This window comes from Vibrio sp. TRT 17S01 (assembly GCF_050113695.1).
Lineage (GTDB): Bacteria > Pseudomonadota > Gammaproteobacteria > Enterobacterales > Vibrionaceae > Vibrio.
This window is the reverse complement of the sequence record NZ_JBNJOG010000004.1, coordinates 32,702-47,698: the sequence shown is the minus strand read 5'-3', so window position 1 is coordinate 47,698 and position 14,997 is coordinate 32,702. Positions and strand designations below refer to the sequence as shown.

At 44.8% G+C, this 14,997-nt stretch carries 15 protein-coding genes; 5 read left to right on the top strand and 10 right to left on the bottom strand.

Features of this window, described 5'->3' with window-relative positions:
• The first annotated feature begins 4 nt into the window (after window positions 1-4).
• The 5 genes from ACQEXS_RS07980 (at window position 5) to ACQEXS_RS07960 (ending at window position 3,665) form a co-directional block, all read left to right on the top strand.
• Complete coding sequence (locus ACQEXS_RS07980; RefSeq protein ID WP_427013431.1) at window positions 5-697, top strand: L-ribulose-5-phosphate 4-epimerase; 693 nt, start codon at window positions 5-7, stop codon at window positions 695-697.
• Between the two features lie 5 nt (window positions 698-702).
• Window positions 703-1,524 (top strand): Cof-type HAD-IIB family hydrolase, encoded by an 822-nt coding sequence (locus ACQEXS_RS07975; RefSeq protein ID WP_427013430.1) that lies wholly within the window; start codon window positions 703-705, stop codon window positions 1,522-1,524.
• Between the two features lie 5 nt (window positions 1,525-1,529).
• The gene (locus tag ACQEXS_RS07970) at window positions 1,530-2,177 is read left to right on the top strand and encodes a 3-keto-L-gulonate-6-phosphate decarboxylase UlaD (protein ID WP_427013429.1); all 648 of its coding nucleotides are present in this window, start codon (window positions 1,530-1,532) and stop codon (window positions 2,175-2,177) included.
• 8 nt (window positions 2,178-2,185) lie between these two features.
• The gene (locus tag ACQEXS_RS07965) at window positions 2,186-3,067 is read left to right on the top strand and encodes an L-ribulose-5-phosphate 3-epimerase (RefSeq protein WP_427013428.1); all 882 of its coding nucleotides are present in this window, start codon (window positions 2,186-2,188) and stop codon (window positions 3,065-3,067) included.
• Between the two features lie 169 nt (window positions 3,068-3,236).
• Window positions 3,237-3,665, top strand: coding sequence for a hypothetical protein (locus ACQEXS_RS07960; RefSeq protein WP_367990512.1), 429 nt, complete (start codon window positions 3,237-3,239; stop codon window positions 3,663-3,665).
• 11 nt (window positions 3,666-3,676) lie between these two features.
• Here ACQEXS_RS07960 and ACQEXS_RS07955 read toward each other — a convergent pair whose 3' ends face one another.
• The 10 genes from ACQEXS_RS07955 to ACQEXS_RS07910 form a co-directional block, all read right to left on the bottom strand.
• Window positions 3,677-4,513: an arginase gene (locus ACQEXS_RS07955; RefSeq protein ID WP_427013427.1), complete on the bottom strand. Its 837-nt coding sequence runs from the start codon at window positions 4,511-4,513 to the stop codon at window positions 3,677-3,679.
• Between the two features lie 6 nt (window positions 4,514-4,519).
• Entirely contained in the window at window positions 4,520-5,254 is a 735-nt protein-coding gene (locus tag ACQEXS_RS07950; protein ID WP_427013426.1) for an IclR family transcriptional regulator, read from the bottom strand.
• Between the two features lie 207 nt (window positions 5,255-5,461).
• Window positions 5,462-7,207, bottom strand: a complete 1,746-nt coding sequence (locus ACQEXS_RS07945; protein WP_427013425.1) for an amidohydrolase — start codon at window positions 7,205-7,207, stop codon at window positions 5,462-5,464.
• Window positions 7,208-7,399: 192 nt separating this feature from the next.
• The gene (locus ACQEXS_RS07940; protein WP_427013424.1) at window positions 7,400-9,079 is read right to left on the bottom strand and encodes a DUF342 domain-containing protein; all 1,680 of its coding nucleotides are present in this window, start codon (window positions 9,077-9,079) and stop codon (window positions 7,400-7,402) included.
• 178 nt (window positions 9,080-9,257) lie between these two features.
• Window positions 9,258-10,952, bottom strand: a complete 1,695-nt coding sequence (locus tag ACQEXS_RS07935; protein ID WP_427013423.1) for an ATP-binding SpoIIE family protein phosphatase — start codon at window positions 10,950-10,952, stop codon at window positions 9,258-9,260.
• Window positions 10,953-10,964: 12 nt separating this feature from the next.
• Window positions 10,965-11,264 (bottom strand): STAS domain-containing protein, encoded by a 300-nt coding sequence (locus tag ACQEXS_RS07930; RefSeq protein ID WP_367990500.1) that lies wholly within the window; start codon window positions 11,262-11,264, stop codon window positions 10,965-10,967.
• A gap of 9 nt (window positions 11,265-11,273) precedes the next feature.
• Window positions 11,274-12,446 carry a methyl-accepting chemotaxis protein gene (locus ACQEXS_RS07925; RefSeq protein WP_427013422.1) on the bottom strand — a complete coding sequence of 391 codons (1,173 nt, stop codon included), beginning with the start codon at window positions 12,444-12,446 and terminating at the stop codon, window positions 11,274-11,276.
• A gap of 22 nt (window positions 12,447-12,468) precedes the next feature.
• A complete protein-coding gene (locus ACQEXS_RS07920; RefSeq protein ID WP_427013421.1) occupies window positions 12,469-13,509 on the bottom strand; it encodes a protein-glutamate methylesterase/protein-glutamine glutaminase in 1,041 nt (346 codons plus the stop codon).
• Complete coding sequence (locus ACQEXS_RS07915; RefSeq protein WP_367990494.1) at window positions 13,509-14,150, bottom strand: chemotaxis protein CheD; 642 nt, start codon at window positions 14,148-14,150, stop codon at window positions 13,509-13,511. The genes ACQEXS_RS07920 and ACQEXS_RS07915 overlap by 1 nt, the downstream gene beginning before the upstream one ends.
• An 11-nt stretch (window positions 14,151-14,161) precedes the next feature.
• Complete coding sequence (locus ACQEXS_RS07910; RefSeq protein WP_427013642.1) at window positions 14,162-14,992, bottom strand: CheR family methyltransferase; 831 nt, start codon at window positions 14,990-14,992, stop codon at window positions 14,162-14,164.
• Window positions 14,993-14,997 lie beyond the last annotated feature (5 nt).

Sequence of the window (14,997 nt, the reverse complement as noted above, 5' to 3'; positions counted from 1 at the left end):
AATCATGTATAGCGAACTTAAGCAACGTGTCCTTGAAGCGAACCTAAAACTGCCTCAGTACGGTTTGGTTACCTTTACTTGGGGCAACGTATCTGAAATTGACCACCAGCAAGGAGTGATCGCCATCAAACCCTCTGGGGTTGAATACGATGGTATGAGCGTCGAAGACATTGTAGTGGTCGATTTGAACGGCAATATCGTCGAAGGAACGCTGAATCCATCAAGCGATACTGCCACTCACATCGAAATCTATAAAGCATTCCCAGATGTTGGCGGCGTAGTACACACTCACTCACGTAGCGCAACGATCTGGGCTCAGGCTGGCATTGATATTCCGGCGCTTGGCACCACTCACGCCGATTATTTTTATGGTGATATCCCCTGTACTCGCAAGCTCTCTCACGAAGAAATTGCGGGGGAATATGAGAAAAATACCGGATTAGTCATCGTGGAAGAATTCCGCCAACGCAAAATAGACCCAATGGCCGTTCCCAGCGCTATTGTCGCCGGCCATGCACCTTTTTCGTGGGGCAAAAACGCGCATGATGCGGTCAACAATGCTGTCGTATTAGAAGAAATTTCTGCCATGGCGCTAGCCACCCGCTCACTGAACAGCGGCATCAAAATTCAGCCCGAACTTTCTGATAAGCATTACCTGCGCAAACACGGTGAAAATGCGTACTACGGCCAAAGGTAATCCACATGTATAAAGTACTCGCGTTAGATTTAGATGGAACCGTGCTCACCGATGAGCACAGCATTGATCCAGACGTCAAACAAGCGATTCAAGACGCACAGCAAAAATGTCATGTGGTGATTGTGACTGGCCGTCACCATACCGCAGCACGCCCTTATTACGACGAGCTGGGCTTAACCACTCCCATTATTTGCTGTAACGGGACGTATGTTTACGATTATCAGAATAACCAAGTGTTAAAGCAAAATGCCATCGACAAAAACGACGCACTCAATTTCATTGCGTTGGCGAAAGAGTTTCAGGTCAAGCTGGTGATGTACATCACCGACGCCATGACGTATTCAAACTTTAACCCAATCACCTACATGGAAGCGCTAGAAAAATGGGCGAAAGCTTCACCTAGCCGAACACCGCCTAACATCTACAAAGTGGACTCCTTTAGCGCTGAAGTTCATCGCACTCAATATGTGTGGAAGTTTGTTGTTGAAGGGCTGCCAAGCTCCGTTGAACGTTTACTAGAAAACGTTTGGATACGTGACAAATTCAATGGCGAACGCTCATGGTCTAACCGAATCGATTTCGCCGCCAAGGGGAACAGTAAAGGCTTAAGGCTGGCTGAATACGTGACCGAACTGGGATATCACCCTAATCATGTGATGGCGGTAGGCGACAATCACAATGATATCTCAATGCTGCAATACGCCAGTCTCGGCGTTGCCATGGAAAATGCCGATGACACCGTCAAATCCCATGCACAACTCATTTGTCCAACCAATAACAACAGCAACGGCTTAGCCGATGTGATACGTCATAACATTCAAGGATAACATTCATGACTAAACCACTTATCCAAATCGCTTTGGATCAAACCAATCTCAGCGATGCAGTCGCTGTCGCCAGCAACGTACACAGTTATGTTGATGTCATTGAAGTCGGAACGATTTTGGCGTTTGCTGAAGGCATGAACGCCGTCTCCACCCTACGCAACAATCATCCTGATCATATTTTAGTGTGCGATATGAAAACCACCGATGGTGGTGCCATTCTCGCCAAAATGGCCTTCGAAGCTGGAGCCGATTGGATTACGGTATCTGCCGCGGCACACATTGCAACCATCTCCGCCTGTAAAAAAGTCGCCGATCAATTCAATGGGGAGATCCAAATCGAGATATATGGCAACTGGACTATGGAAGATGCCAAATCTTGGGTTGATTTAGGCATTACACAGGCCATTTACCATCGCTCGCGTGACGCCGAACTGGCTGGAATCGGCTGGACGGAACATGATTTAGATAACATGCGCCAGTTGTCTGCCTTGGGACTTCAGCTTTCAATTACCGGTGGTATTGTCCCAGAAGATATTTATCTGTTTGAAGGAATTCAAGCCAAAACCTTTATTGCCGGACGCGCATTAGCAGGAGAAAAAGGAAAAGAGACGGCAGAGGCACTAAAAGCACAGATCCATCGTTTCTGGAACTAGGAGGCAATATGTTTAACAACTTACAACGCCACCGAGTGGGTTTGTATGAAAAAGCACTACCGAACGACATGAGTTGGAGCGAAAAACTACGCACAACCAAAGAGCTCGGCTTTGACTTTCTTGAAATATCCATCGATGAATCCGATGAACGCCGTCGCCGCCTAAATTGGGATGACCAGACCATTTACCAACTTCGACGTCAATGCGAGCAATATGAGCTTCCTTTGCATTCCATGTGCTTGAGTGCACATCGCAAATTTCCTTTTGGTTCTGCCGATCCTGCGATTCGTGAACAAGCCGTTATCCACATGGAAAAAGCCATTGCACTTGCCTATAAACTGGGGATTCGAACCATTCAGTTAGCTGGATATGATGTTTATTACGAAACAGCCAGCCACGAGACCCACCAGCGTTTTATTCAAGGCATGAAGCATGCGGCGCAGTTGGCTGAGCGGGCGGGTGTCATGCTAGCCATTGAGATCATGGATACCGACTACCTGAACTCTTTGAGCAAATTCGAAGTGCTAAATCGGCAAATCAATTCACCATTTTTTACCGCCTACCCCGATGTCGGCAATATTTCTGGTTGGAATTATGACGTCTGTACTGAACTGGCACTCAGCAAGCCTCATATTGCACAGATCCATCTCAAAGACACGTATCGCGTAACCCCAAACTATCAAGGACAATTCCGTGATTTGGTCATCGGTGAGGGTGACGTTAACTTTAATGCCATTTTCCAGACCTTAAAACAAACGGACTGCGTTGTACCATTGGTGATTGAAATGTGGGCACAAGATGAACATTGGCTAGAACAAATACATATGGCACAAGTTCGCCTGAATCAAGCATGTACCAATGCGCAACTTCCTAAGCTTTTTACCACCTAGCGGTCACATCAAACGATTGCGATAGCGAAAATCATTCTCCCTGCTTGGGGAATCCACAGATTTCATTCCCTCGAGTGAATTCTGTGGTCTTTTCTCCCATTAGTTGACTTCAATCCGGCCATAGCGCACAGTGACGTTGTTGTTCTTAACTTATCTCGCATTGATACCAATGAAACTTCTCCATCTACAGCTATTCTGGTTTGAAAAACATCACACGTTACTCGAGATGGAAGATCTGCCGACGCTCACGCCGACTCAAGAAAAGGAGCTCAAAGAATGGGTCAGCAAACGCCGGAAAATACTCAGTTATGAAGTGCACCCGCAGCCTTGGGTTAAGGTCAATATCGATGGCTTCTCTTCTCAGATTCAGCTCAAACCCAATGGAACCTTGACTGAAGTCGATTTATTTGGCGAAAAAAAGCTTCAAGGCCTATGGAAAATCAATGAGGGTTTTCTGTTTATTAAGGTCATCAGCGGGGAGTTCATTGTCGAATACCAAATTGTCGGAAATGCAGACAATAACGTCCATTGCGGCATGGAATACATCAATGGACGCTTAAGTACCTACAGCAAGTTCATGAAATTAGCAGAGAAATAATACCAATCACATCACGCTGCAACTGGACGGCTTGGCATCATCGTCGCTAGGTTATCTAAAATCAGTTTGGTTGCTCGACTGTAGATGTGTTTGTCCTTACAGCCCACCAATTGAACGTACTTCACCTTGCCCGACATCATACATTGACGGATCATGCGCAGCACCATCTGCACATTAAGGTGTTGATGACTGTCTACCCCATTTTTAGGAAGCAGTGATTCTAAATCAATATCGATGATCAGCTGATCACAATGACCAATATATCCACCAAGTAGGTTTTTCAGTTGAAACCGATGGCGGAAGTTGCATTCTTCATTGGTCATCCAATTACAACCTTGATCTTCTGCATACTCCAACATGGTTTCCTTTTGCCTTGAAGGATCAATCCCTAAACTAAACAGACGACTCTCAGAAAAACGCGCCAAGGCAAAATGGTAGGCAGAGCCTAACTGAGGCTCAAGCGATTGTTTTAACTGAAAATCGTTACCAATGCTGACGATGCCAGTTTCAACCCGAGCATGTGAGATCAACGGTAGCACATGCAAGACCGTCTCATGAGCATTGGTCAAAACAACCGGAAGCTGACCGTTACCCAATCGCGCTGAAAGCTCATTTTGTAATGGCTGAGCTTGGTGATCAGACAACACAAAGTGCGTACCCAAACAATAGGGCTGACTGCTTTTTCCCGGATACAACCAATCCGCCACTGATTCTAATGCTTGCTCGGCAAATTCAAACTCCACCAATGTCATCGGTTTATATGACTCACATACGGTTAATAGTACTGCGCCATGGTGATTATAAGGAGCGTGACCGTGTGTTGCGATTCGTTTGAATAAGCCTAGCATGTTGAATTACCTTTCAGGAGGCAGCGCACGAGCTGCCTGTAATACGTGCAAAATGATCCTTTGTTTATCGGTTTCTACACGATGAACGGGTGCCATGATAGTGATTGCACCAACGAGCTTAGTTCCCTTCATGACTGGAGCACTGATACCAGAAACACCAGGGTCGATTTCAGAAGTACTCACCGCATAACCTTGGTTACGGATCTGCTCCAACTCTTGGTACCACGCGTCCAGCTGGCTTTCTTGGCCAAAATAGCGCAAGATTTTTTCGCACCGCGCCGCAGGCATGTAAGCCAGCATCACCTTAGATGATGCGCCTTTTAAAAGCGGCTGGCTCTGCCCTTCAACGTAGCTACACCTCAGTGCTTGCATGCTTTCCTGTCTGCTCACGCACAATGCGCGATAGCCAACTGGCACCATGAACGCTGCCATCTCACCCGTTTGTTTCTGTAACCGAGTCAATACAACTTTAACGGCTTCAAGGTTGTGTGGGCTCGTTTCATAGCTACGCATCAGTAGCAACGCTGCCGGACCGATGATCAAGGTCTTGTCGTATGGACTTTCTTCAATTAAGTTCCATTCTTTGAGCATTTTCAGGTGACGGTACAAACTGCTGATCGGCACACCCAGTTGCTCACTCAAAACCTTTGCGGTCACTGGCTCATCATTCACTGCAACTTGCATAAGCAACTGCAAAATTTTCTCGTTAACTTGTCCGGCGTTTTGCTTCATCGTGTTCATTCTGCTTTGTATCGTTATTCGATATTTCTAATCAAACTGTATTCCTACCAAGCGAGAATACCAAACAATTTAATTGGTCATTTTCTTACTGTGAGAGAATTAAACACAATAAAAGACGCCCCTTAGTATTAAACAATCACCTAGAGAAAAAGATAAAAAAACAGCAAGCGAAATGCTTGCTGTTTAAACGTATTGAGAAACGCAGAATTAGTGACGCTGATAAACCACATTTCCTCGGCTAATCGTCTGCTCCACTCTCAGTTTTTTCAGATTTTTCGATTCAACTTTCAACGGGTTTTTATCCAAAATAATCAAATCAGCGTTCTTACCCACTTCAATAGAGCCTTTAAAATCCTCTTCAAAGTGCTGATATGCAGGCCAAATCGTCATTGCTTGTAATGCGGTATAGGCATCAACACGCTGATCTGGCCCTAATACTTTGCCTGTTCGGGTTGTACGGTTCACCGTTGCATCTAGAACTCGGAACGAGTCTGGCAGCGCCACAGGCGCATCGTGGTGGGTACTGAACATCAAACCTGCGTCTCGAACCGCTTTTGTTGGTGATATAAAATCGGCTCTCGGATGCCCAAGTACTGACTCTGCATGCCAGTCGCCCCAATAGAAGGTGTGCATTGGGAATAACGATGGGAAAATGCCTTGCTCTGCCAATCGATCAATTTGATCCTGACGAATGGTCTGACCGTGGATCAATACAGGACGACGATCCAGCTTACCCAGCTTCTCATTTGCTTTGGTTACCGCATCAATGAACTGCTCAATCGCCGCATCACCATTGGCATGAGTCAGCACTTGCCAATTATTTTTAAATGCCGTTTCGACATATTGGTAAGCTTGCTCATCCGTAAAGGTTGAGTAGCCAGCATAGTCTTTCCCCTGACCATGAGGTGGGTGGAAATAAGGCTGCGTTAACCAAGCGGTTTTACCTTGAGGCGAACCATCAAAGTTAAGTTTGACGCCTCCAATACGGAAATGTTTGGTATACGTTGGGCTGTTGTACTCAGAGTCCATAAAGCCGCTGCTAGACACCATATCTGCATACGCCACTAAATCGATCAACAATCGACCATCGTTCGATGCTCGCTTCATCGATTGATAGCCTTCTTCCGTTGCACGGCCTTCTTGAGCTGTTGTATAGCCATATTGAGCATACATTTTCTGCGAGGCTTCCAGCATCATGTCTTGCAGCTCAAGATCAATGCCTTTCGACAGATTGAACACCATGGCAAAATGGGCATTTTCTTCCAGAACACCATTTGGTTCCTGTGAGCCTTCCATACGGCGAATAATGCCACCGCGAGGGTTTTCTGATTTGGCGGTAATACCTGCAAGTTCCAGCGCTTTTGAATTCGCAACGCTTAAGTGACCAGAAGTATGGATGATCAGTACCGGTTTATCTTTACTCACCTTGTCTAAATCGTCTTTGGTCGGGTAACGATCTAATTGCGCATCATCGTAACCAAAGCCTAAGATCCAACCTGTTTTTTGCGTAAACAGCTTTGCACTTTCACTTTGCTGAGATGCTTTGAGCACATCAATCAGCTTTTCAACAGTGTCAACTTGACCATCCGGAGGTGGCAATACATTGGCAACCATGGCTTGTAGGCCAACACCATAAACATGACTATGCGCATCAACAAAACCCGGAAGCATGGTTTTTCCATGCATATCGACAAGCTTAGTCTTGCCGAATTTGTAATCCATCGCGCCTTCTTTACCACCTGCATAGACAATTTTCTCGCCAGCGACCGCAATCGCCTCAACGTATTGCGGTGTATCGCCCGCCATTGTCAGAATGTCACCACCAAAATAGATACTGTCTGCCGCCGTTACTTGAAAAGGCTTCGCCACTGCTTTTGGTTTCTCGACATCTTCGGTCATACAACCACTTAACGCTAAGCCGGATAAAGCAATTGGAATCCAGGTTGCTTTCATCTTTAAACTCCTGATTGTTTTAGTTATTTCAAACAGTTTAGATAACCAATTCGACATTAGGGTCACCATTCTGTTTTTATTGCTCATATTGCTGTCGATGAGACAAATCGACACCATCATTCTCGAAATTGAGGACAAAAAAACCGCGCTGTATGCGCGGTTTCTATTCAAACAGATGATGAACACGGCAGATCACAAATCTTCATCAAACGCTTCATCTTCAAGCAATGAGCAACACTTAATTTCGAATTGGTTGAAGGTAAACTTGCTCGCACCATGTGTCCGTTTGGTAATGACTTTTTCTTCCCCAAACTGAACTGTGACGTGAGTAAACACTTTATTTTTGGCTTCAACGATATTCTCTACCAGTAGATGTTCTAACTCTTCATCATTTTGATCTCGAACCAACTTAGCTTGTTCAAGGCGAGCATTGGACTGCTCTTTCATTTCATCAATTTTCTTCTGAGCTTCTTCTGTACGCTCGGCTTTAGGTTTTTTCTTAAACTCCAATTCCTTGCGAACAACATTCATCGTGGCTTCTTGGGCTTGCGTATACTGCTCTTTCAGTTTTGCTTGCTTATCTTTTAACGTTTGATAGCGAGCAAATGCGTGCACGTGTGTCGCGGTATCTCCTTCTACACCGAGATTCACACAACTAATCTTACCTCCCACCTTCGCAATGCCACCACTTAGTGTGCCCTGACGTCCTGTTTTGTCGCACACAGTTAAGTTATTACCACAGCGCAATTCATTACTCATACAGTGGACAGCTAACTCAATGTCTTTAGCTGCCTGTAACTCGGAATACTGAGCGTAGTTAGCGGTAATAGTACCGCCAGATTTCACGATACAGCTTTTTTTATCACCTTCCGACACTGTATGGCCAATGATGCCTTTCGCGACGGCGACATCCCCTTGCACTTGCACATCGGCTGATTCAATAAAACCACCAACGGTTAAGGACCCCGTGACGCGAACCACCATGTCAGACTCAATGTCACCACGAACAACCACATTGCCTTTGAATTTCACGTGGCCAGTCGCAACACCAATCGTCTGCAGACAAAGTGCATCTTCCACTTCTACGGTACGTTCTTTGATTACGGGCATCCCAGAAACAGCGGCTACCAACATATTTGGGTCTTCAGAAGAAATGACTGAGCCTTTGCTTGCCTTGAGAACTTGATCTTTACCTGGTTTAGGTGGAATCACTTTGCCTTGCACCGTCATTCCCGGCACACCTTTGGTCGCAGGTACTCGTTTCATTAAAGGCTGGTGAATATCAACCGTGATGGTTTCGCCTAAATCCAGCATATCCACTTTGCCATCATCATCGTGTTCTTTTGGCGCTAGGATCTGCTTGGTTGGGTCTTCAACCATAGGAATAAATTTGGAATCCTGTCCTTGAATCGGGTCTTTCCCTTTTGCGACAGGTTGAGTGAACGTTTCCCCGGGCTTAAGTTGATGGCTCATCACCAACACTTTCTTGAGTGCCAGTTTATTGATGCCTTTGGCCACACTGGCTGTGGCTAGCGCTTGAACAATTTGAGGCCCACGTAACGGCTTACCTTTATATGCACCAGTCACCATCATACTGGCTAACATATCGTGTTCGCTAAGAATAACTTCAACTTGAGCATCGCGTATTTCTGCAATGTTAAGGCCGACGTAAGCTTCACCTTTCATGTCTTTAGCGAAATTAATAAAGCGAGTTAGTTCATCCTGAAGCACATAAAAATCGCCAGCACCTATCTCACCCAGAGCTTCTGCTAAGCCTGAGTCATCGAAACTGGCATTGACTGTGATATCCGGAGATAACTTTGCAACAACTGCCTGATTATTATCAGATAAACTGACGATTTGCTTCCACATACAACTACCTGTGATGGCTCAACATCCTGTAAATATACCCAAGCATATTTCGAGAGGTTCGTTCTAAAAATACTACTTTGGTACCAGTGTATTTGAATCACTTCGATAACAGTATCATATGTGTAACAAATTCAGGCCTACGTCACCTCTTCCCCTATTTACACTGTAAAAATACTCGTTACATCGAGCTTGGGAAGTGATGTTTGGCGTCAAAACTGTATATCGCCTCGACCTGTTTCCCTTCTTTTGAATACCTTATCGAATCACAAAGTTCCGAAGCAAGAACAATACCACGTCCATGCGTCAAGGATTTATCAAGCTTCATTACTTTATCATAGTCAAAGCCTTCACCATTGTGTTCCATAGTCATCTTCAACTGCTTAGTTTCTGGGTGATAATCTAAACTCAAGCAAACCCAGACATCATCATCGAGTGCCTGTAAACGCTCTTCTCTCATCTGATAAAAAGCGAAAAATCCATCGGGCTCATCTTTTATCTTTGAATCCAGTTTGAGTAATCCGTGCTCAACCGCATTGGCAAATAACTCAGACAAAACCGAACACACTAAATCTAAATGAGCTCCACCATTAACTATCCCGACTAAGAACTGACGCACTTCCGTCATGATGGTGACAGATTTCAGTACTGCTCCAGTAAAACGCAATGTCGATTGAGTAGGAATGTGGCTCATATAGTGGGTAGCCTTCGACGGTGTCGCATCATGGGCATTTGAAATCGGGAACTGCATGGAAAGAATGGATAAGTCATCCCCAACCGATTTATTGGCAAATTTACTGACCGCTTCATACAAGGTTGGAATAATAGGCTTACCACTTACCAATACATTTTCCAGTCGCTCTTGACCAAACAGTTCGCCTTCGGTGTTCATCGCTTCAATGATGCCATCGGTATAACAAATGATTTTTTGCTCCGGCTCTAATTTAAAATGAGTCAGATTGGTTTCAAATTCTTCGGGCTTAAGCACGCCAAGTGGCATGTGGTTTGAAATAAGTCGGCGAACAATCGAGCCATCCGCATCGAGAATATACGCCTCCGGTAGCCCACCACCCCACCATGTCACCTCAAATCCGTTCGCCCGAATTTCAAAAATATTGGCGGCAAGCATCATCCCCATTGGCAGAAACTTCACTAATGAGTTGTTGATTTCCACAACGATCTCACCCAGAGACAACCCTTTCTCAGCCATAGAGAAAAAAGCACGAGTAGCGGGAATTGCCGATATCGCGGCGGGAAGACCATGTCCTGTGGCATCTGCAATCATCACATAAACGCCGCCATGAGGCCGGTTAGCCACAACAATCAGATCACCATTAAAGATGGTCGACGGTGTCGAGATGTATTCAATGCCATAGATTTTTTTGAGCTGAGAACTCATTTCGTCCATGAGGTTCGTAAAAATAGACTCTGCGATGGCATAATCGTAGCGAACCTGCTCGTGGAAATGCTGCAGCTCATCACGCTGATCAGTGACTTCATTGTGCATGCGAACAATTCGATAATGCGCCTGCACTTTTGCCAGTAGCACACTGCGTTCAACAGGCTTAAGAATAAAGTCGTCTCCAAGAGACAAACAACGCTCAAAAGAATCATGGTCGTCTAAAACGGTAAGAAAGATGATTGGAATATGTTGTTCGGGGAATGCCTGACGTATTTCGTGGGCAGTGGTAAAGCCATCTTTTACTGGCATCATGACATCCAGCAAAATCACATCAGGTAAGGCTTCCATCTGTTTCATGGCTTCAACCACACCTTCACCATTTTCAAACGTATCAATATGGTCTGCCATGTGGTTGAGCATAAAGCGACACAACTCTCGATTGGTCGCATGATCATCAATAATTAATACGCGCATTGAGCCCCCTCACTATTCGATTTGAAATTTTTTATCAAATCGCGATATCAACAGGATCTTTCTCACCTGAGGCAAAGTGTTGGTGATACGAATCATGCCATCATCCTGATCGAGATAGTTATGCATGTTCAGCAGCATCCCAAGCCCAGCACTATCGATATAGTCCACTTTACGTAGATCAAGAGTAAAACGGTAATCCCGGCGCTCGGAGTAGCAGCGACGAAAATCTTGAACCAGACTAAAACCAAAGGCTCCCTCTATAGCAATGACCACTTCCTTCTTATTCGGATCGACTTGCGCTTCTACTGTCATAATTTCTCCTTAGAAAAGTTCTACTTCACCTTCTTCTATACTGACCTGAGAGGCTGCTGGCGCACCTCGGTTTTCGAGTTGTTGATACAATTCTTCTACTGCAGAGGTAAATTCTGCGGGGGTAAGTTCAGCCATAGCGAGCTGCTGAACCGTCTCTTTCAAAGCGCTTAAAAAGGCTAAAGATTCTTTGGCATAATCACCCTGCTGCACCACAATATCGGCAAACTGTAATGCTCGAATTCCGTTATCGACATGGATGTGTAATTCATCCCCCACGCCTTTGATTTTGTGGACTTCTTTTTCCACTTCTTCATTAATGCGCTGAACACCACGCAGCATGTTGTCTACTTTTTCTTTTGATTCAATAGCATCAGTCATATCAATCGAGGCCATTTCACCAACAGTTTTATTGGTTTCCACCACTGTTTTTTGAGCAATGCTGATTTCATGTTCTATTTGGTTATTTAGCTCTTCAGCACGAACGGAAAGGTTACGCACTTCTTGAGCAACCACAGCAAATCCTCGACCATGATCGCCAGCACGAGCAGCTTCAATGGCGGCATTTAAGGCAAGAAGGTTTGTTTGCTCTGATAACCCCCTAACTTGTTCCAATAGTTTAAACACCGTATCGAGCTTTTCTGACATATCGTGAATGCTGTGCACTGCGGAGATACTTTTCTCAGAAATATTGATTAGGGTGTCAACAAACTGGGTAATAATGGCTTCCGTCTTGGGGAGTACTTGCGTTATGTCGAATTCACTTTTTTGATTACCCAGTAAGCTATCAACCAACACAGAGGTCACATGCCCTTGGGTTTCTGCCAGCTTTTGCATTTCAAAGTAACTGGTATTGAGCGTCTCTACCGATTCATCAACCACACTTCGCTGCTTATCTAACGTGCTTTCAATCTGATGATTAAGCGTGTTGAGTACGGGATCTGTTTTACGCAACACACTAAAATCCGTGGTGTCATCGGCTCCTCTGTCGATGGTTGAACTTTCTGCACTAACTGCATTTGAATTTGAGAGCGGTAGGGTAAACCACGGAATAGCTGCAACGAGAACCATGATCATGACTAGCCATACTGAGCTGGTGTACAACAACCCAAATGACAACAAGGAAATTTGTAAGCCCAGACAGAGCGCATATCTTTTTTGTTTTGCCAACATTTTTATATTCATTATTAAGCCTCTCGTCCATCCGTTAATCTGTTGCTTGTAATAGGTCACAAATGGCTTGTGGTATATGATTAAGATCGACAACTTGCTGCGCCGCGCCAATCTCCGTGGCTACCCTTGGCATTCCCCAAACAACACATGAATGCTTGTCTTGAGCAATTGTTTTTGCCCCACGCTGTTTCATCCGTAACATTCCTTTTGCACCATCTTGTCCCATTCCGGTGAGAATCACGGCAACTGCATTCTCACCTACCGTTTCAGCGACGGCATCAAACATGACATCGACGGAAGGTTTATGTCGATTTACAGGGGGACGATCATCAAGCTGGCAATAGAGATGGCTACCTCTTCTGATAATAGTGAGGTGTTTGTCTCCCGGAGCTAAATAGGCATGCCCTTGTATTAAGGGGGCACGTTGTGAAGTCAGCTCCTGAACAGGGAAAGCACTGTGCTCATTTAAGCGCTGAGCGAAAGATCCACTGAACATAGCACTGATATGTTGAGTAATAATGATAGGTGGTAATCCAGCAGGCAGTGCAGACAATACCTGCCTGATTGCTTCCGTTCCTCCCGTCGACGCCCCAATAGCAATCACTTCCATTTTTGTTTTACTCGGAACATGTATGGCTTTAGGTACTGCTACCACTTTTTCACTGTGTGCTACGTTTGCACCTGCGGCGGTTTTAATTTTTTCAATAACAAGAGATTTATAATCCACCATCTCTGCCGTTCGATCCGCATCTGGCTTTGGAAAATAGTCGACCGCCCCGAGCTCTAAAGCCTGCAAGGTTGGTTCTGCACCATGCTGAGTTAATGTTGAAATCATCACCACAGGCATGGGCCGTAAACGCATTAAGTTTTTTAGAAACTGCACGCCATTCATGCGTGGCATTTCAATATCAAGCGTCAGTACATCAGGATTGTGTACTTTGATCATTTCACGCGCTTGATAGGGATCTTCAGCCGTAGCGACCACTTCAAGTTCTGGATCAGAATCGATCAACTGGGCCAGCAACGCCCTGAATACTTGTGAATCATCGACAATCAGTACTTTGATTTTTTTCATTAAAACAACTCCACATCATCATCGTGAGGACGATGGCTTTCCTTGTCTAAATCACTTGCGTATTTTTCTTCTTGATGCTGAACCTGATGAACTTCGTTAAATGGAATACGTTTTAACCATGCTTTCCCTGTTAATGGATCAAACATAATTTTTCTTGGCTCCATACCTCCAAGATCATGAGCCTGAACATTTAAGTTTTCTTGCTCAACGTATGCGAGAATAAATTCGACGTTCTTGGCGCCTATCATTGAGTAACGACCAAGCATCTGCGCCCCACCAAATAGCTTTACTTTGAGATTGCTGCGATTCGCTCCTTTTGAAATGAGCGTGTTACAAAGCAGTTCCATGGCATGGCTACCATAACGTGATGCTGTAGAAACAATTTCATCCGGGTGCCAGTGCCTTGCTTGGTTTTGGTTGTCAAACGGAAGAAGAAAATGATTCATGCCTCCAACGCGATTTTCTTCATCCCACATGCAAGCCGCAACACAAGAGCCTAAACCTGTACAAATCAGCTCTTTCTCAGAGGTGCAATACAAACCTCCAGGATTCACTTTTACGATATGCGTCTCTCGTACCGGATGAAAAAATCGGCTGTAGTGGGTGTTGTTATAAGGTGTTTTCTCTGCGCTATGGATCATATCTGGACGCCTCATTGTTTAACGTAAATGGTGTGCCCAAGATGGTGAAACAGCGGAGCACATGCCCCTACACTTTCCGAATGACCGATGAATAAGATTCCATTAGGCTTAAGCATTTGATGGAAGCGAGTGATCAGCGCTTCTTGTGTCGGTTTATCGAAATAGATCATGACATTTCGACAAGAAATCAGATTGAACTGCTTTTCAAAAGGCCACTCTTCGAGCAAGTTCAGTTGTCTAAATTGAACTAACTCCTGCAACCCCTTAATGACTTTTATTTTATCTGCGTTACTTCCTTTTCCTTTCACAAAGCATTTTTTTAAATACTGAGTAGGAATACTGCTAATCGTGTCTGCATCGTAGACACCCTGTTGTGCTTTCGTTAATACCGCGGTATCTAAGTCAGTGGCATAGAAGTCCAACTCTTCAATCGAGTCAAATGCCCCAGAGCAATATAATGAAGCGATAAAACTGTATGGCTCTTCCCCTGTAGAACAGCCAGCCGACCACATTCGGAGCTTCTTCTCACTTTGCTCACGCCACTCTCTAAGCAAAACTTTTTCTAAGAACTCGAAGTGATGGTACTCACGAAAGAACTCGGTTTTGTTGGTGGTAAGGCTATTAATGAAGTGGATTCTTTCCTCCTCATCTCGCTCAATATACTCACGATATTCCTCAAAACGAGACAAACCCAGCCGCCTCAATTGACGGCTGACTCTGCCATAGACCATGGCCCGCTTTCTATCTGACAGATAAATTCCAACAGTTTTGTGCATAAACCACTGAATGAACTTAAAGTCTTTATCTGTCAGCTCAAATTCTTGTTGCGATGCCACATTCATCTGCT

Bases quoted from the DNA above. Each gene is read 5' to 3' on its own strand.
- ACQEXS_RS07980 (WP_427013431.1), top strand. From the start codon at position 5: ATGTATAGCGAACTTAAGCAACGTGTCCTTGAAGCGAACCTAAAACTG.
- ACQEXS_RS07975 (WP_427013430.1), top strand. From the start codon at position 703: ATGTATAAAGTACTCGCGTTAGATTTAGATGGAACCGTGCTCACCGAT.
- ACQEXS_RS07970 (WP_427013429.1), top strand. From the start codon at position 1,530: ATGACTAAACCACTTATCCAAATCGCTTTGGATCAAACCAATCTCAGC.
- ACQEXS_RS07965 (WP_427013428.1), top strand. From the start codon at position 2,186: ATGTTTAACAACTTACAACGCCACCGAGTGGGTTTGTATGAAAAAGCA.
- ACQEXS_RS07960 (WP_367990512.1), top strand. From the start codon at position 3,237: ATGAAACTTCTCCATCTACAGCTATTCTGGTTTGAAAAACATCACACG.
- ACQEXS_RS07955 (WP_427013427.1), bottom strand. From the start codon at position 4,513: ATGCTAGGCTTATTCAAACGAATCGCAACACACGGTCACGCTCCTTAT.
- ACQEXS_RS07950 (WP_427013426.1), bottom strand. From the start codon at position 5,254: ATGAACACGATGAAGCAAAACGCCGGACAAGTTAACGAGAAAATTTTG.
- ACQEXS_RS07945 (WP_427013425.1), bottom strand. From the start codon at position 7,207: ATGAAAGCAACCTGGATTCCAATTGCTTTATCCGGCTTAGCGTTAAGT.
- ACQEXS_RS07940 (WP_427013424.1), bottom strand. From the start codon at position 9,079: ATGTGGAAGCAAATCGTCAGTTTATCTGATAATAATCAGGCAGTTGTT.
- ACQEXS_RS07935 (WP_427013423.1), bottom strand. From the start codon at position 10,952: ATGCGCGTATTAATTATTGATGATCATGCGACCAATCGAGAGTTGTGT.
- ACQEXS_RS07930 (WP_367990500.1), bottom strand. From the start codon at position 11,264: ATGACAGTAGAAGCGCAAGTCGATCCGAATAAGAAGGAAGTGGTCATT.
- ACQEXS_RS07925 (WP_427013422.1), bottom strand. From the start codon at position 12,446: ATGAATATAAAAATGTTGGCAAAACAAAAAAGATATGCGCTCTGTCTG.
- ACQEXS_RS07920 (WP_427013421.1), bottom strand. From the start codon at position 13,509: ATGAAAAAAATCAAAGTACTGATTGTCGATGATTCACAAGTATTCAGG.
- ACQEXS_RS07915 (WP_367990494.1), bottom strand. From the start codon at position 14,150: ATGATCCATAGCGCAGAGAAAACACCTTATAACAACACCCACTACAGC.
- ACQEXS_RS07910 (WP_427013642.1), bottom strand. From the start codon at position 14,992: ATGAATGTGGCATCGCAACAAGAATTTGAGCTGACAGATAAAGACTTT.